Origin of the sequence: Streptomyces sp. NPDC059248 (genome assembly GCF_042753905.1) — a bacterium.
GTDB lineage: Bacteria > Actinomycetota > Actinomycetes > Streptomycetales > Streptomycetaceae > Streptomyces.
In genome coordinates this window covers 1-2810 of sequence record NZ_JBHYZV010000168.1, presented here as the reverse complement: position 1 = coordinate 2810, position 2810 = coordinate 1, and the positions used below count along the sequence as shown (strand labels likewise).

1 protein-coding gene is annotated in these 2810 nt (G+C 70.6%); it reads right to left on the bottom strand.

Going from position 1 to position 2810, the window contains the following annotated elements:
- Nucleotides 1-2810: amino acid adenylation domain-containing protein (locus ACFXG1_RS33045; protein ID WP_384745872.1), on the bottom strand; the 2810-nt coding region annotated here is incomplete at both ends.

Sequence of the window (2810 nt, the reverse complement as noted above, 5' to 3'; positions counted from 1 at the left end):
TGTTGGGCGGCGAGGCTGGTGGGGTCGGTTGTGTCGCCGAGGAGGGTTTCCTGCCAGAGGGTGTAGTCGGCGTACTGCACCGGCAACACCGGACGGCTGGGAACCTCGCCCCCGGTGTGTTCCTGATAGGCGTGCAGAAGATCGGTGAGCAGGGGACGGATGGACTCCCCGTCGGCGGCGATGTGATGGACGACGACGACGAGCGTGTGTTCGTTCGGACCCGTAGTCAGCAGGGTCGTCCTGAGCGGCGTCTCCTCGGTGAGCGTGAACCCCTGCCGGACGGCCCGCTCGACGGAGTCCGCCAGCTCCTCGGACGCGATATGGCGCTGGATCAGCCGCGGCGCGGCCTCGTCGCCGGTGTGGATCCGCTGGTGGGGGGTGCCGTCGGCCTCGGGGAAGGTGGTACGGAGGGCCTCGTGGCGCTCGGTGAGATCGGTGAGCGCGTGCTGAAGCGCTCGGGTGTCGAGCGTTCCGGTGAGCTTGATGATGAACGGGATGTTGTAGGTGGGGGTGGGCCCTTGGAGCTGGTTGAGGAACCACAGGCGCCGCTGGGCGGAGGAGAGCGGGACGGGCGAGGGCCGGGTGATGGCCCGGAGCGGGGGCCGGACGGCGGTGGTGTCGTCGAGACGCGGGGCGAGCCGGGCGACCGTGGGATGGTCGAAGAGGGTACGGACGGTCACCTCTTTGCCGAGAGCGGTACGGATCCGGCTGGTCAGCCGGGTCGCCAGCAGGGAATGGCCACCCAGATGGAAGAAGTTGTCGTTCACACCGACATCCGCGAGACCGAGGGTGTCGGCGAAGAGGCCGGCGAGGACGCGCTCCCGTTCGGTGCCCGGCGCCCCGTCGGCGGTCCGGCCGGCGGCCCCGGGGACGGGCAGGGCCCGCCGGTCGAGCTTTCCGCTCGTGTTCAGCGGCAGCTCGTCCAGTACCACGAACACCCCCGGGACCATATGGTCCGGAAGCTGCCGGAGCAGGGCCCGGCGTAACGCGGCGGTATCCGGCGTCACCCCGTCGGAGGCCACGACATAGGCGATGAGCTGGGTGTTGTCCGACTGGTCGACCCGGGTGCTCACGGCGGCCCGGGCGACCTCGGGAAGCCCGCTCAGCACGGACTCGATCTCGCCGAGCTCGATCCGGTAACCGCGCACCTTCACCTGGTGGTCGGCGCGCCCCAGATAGTCGAGGTCGCCGTCCGCGTTCCAGCGGGCGAGGTCGCCGGTGCGGTACATGCGGGTGCCGGGTGGTCCGTAGGGGTCGGCGACGAAGCGTTCCGCGGTGAGTCCCGGCCGGTGGAGATAGCCGCGGGCCAGGCCCGCCCCGGCGACGTACAGCTCACCCGTGACCCCCGGCGGCGCCGGCCGCAGCAGCCGGTCGAGGACGAGCAGCCGGACATCGGGGACGGGGACCCCGATGGTGCTCGTCACGGATCCGGTGTCGGCGGTCGTGATGCCGTGATGGGTGACGTAGACGGTGGTCTCGGTGGGTCCGTACATATTCACCAGGACCGGCGCGGTCTCCGCGTGCCGCTCGTACCAGTCGCCGAGCCGGGTCGCGTCGAGGGCCTCGCCCGCCAGGATCACCCGGCGCAGGGCGAGCCGTCCGTCGGCGGGCGTCGCCTCGCGGTCGGCCGAGATCAGCTGGTAGAACGCCGACGGCGTCTGGTTGAGGACCGTGACCCCCTCGTCCACCATCAGTCGGCGGAGCTCCGCGGCGATCCGGCTGGTGGTGAGCGGGGCGATCACGATCCGGCCGCCGTGCAGAAGGGCGCCCCAGATCTCCCAGACGGAGACGTCGAAGGCGTAGGAGTGGAAGAGGAGCCAGACGTCGTCGGGGCCGAAGCCGAACCAGTGGTCCGTCTCGGTCAGCAGACGGTGCACGGTGGCATGCGGCACCACCACCCCCTTGGGGCGGCCGGTGGAGCCGGAGGTGTAGATGACATAGGCGCGGTGGTCCGGGAGGAGCGGTGCGACGCGGTCGGCGTCCGCGGGATCGGACGCGGGCAGTTCCGCGAGCCGTCGTACGGTGTCGGGATCGTCGAGGACCGTACGCGCCGCCGCCGGACCGGGGAGGCCGCCGGCGGTCTCCGTCGTGGTCAGGAGATGACCGGCCCGCGCGTCGTCGACGACGAAGGCGAGACGGTCGCCCGGGTCGCCCGGGTCGACGGGGAGGTAGGCGGCGCCGGCCTTGAGGACGGCGAGTATCGCGACGATCGTCTCCGGCGACCGGGGGAGGACCAGGGCGACGACGTCCTCGGGACCGATGCCCTGCCGGATCAGGTGGTGGGCGAGCCGGTTGGCGTCCGCGTTCAGCTCGGCATAGGTCAGCGACCGGGACCCATGGGTGACCGCGACGGCGTCCGGCGACTCGGCGGCCCGGGCCTCGAACAGCTCGGGAAGGAGCCGGGGCCGGGGTCGGGATGTCGTCTCCCGCCACCGCTTCGGCGCCAGCCGGTTCCGTTCGTCGGCGGAGAGTAGATCGATATCGCGGACCCGGGTCTCCGGTGCCCGCGCGTAGATTTCGAGCAGACGGATATAGCGGTCAAGAAAGCGCCGGGCGGTCGCCGAGTCGAAGGCGTCGGTGCGATAGGCGAGACGTATCCGCAATCGCTCCCCGGGCACGACGGAAAGCGTCAGCGGATAGTGGGTGACGCCGTCGCCGTGAGCGGTCCAACCGGTGATACGGAGATCTCCGAGCTCATTGATCGCGCTGAAATCGAGTGGGTAGTTTTCGAGGACGGTGGTGGTGTCGAAGAGGTGGGTGTGGGGGGTTGTGTTGGTGATGGTGGTGAGGGGGAGGTGGTGGTGGTCGAG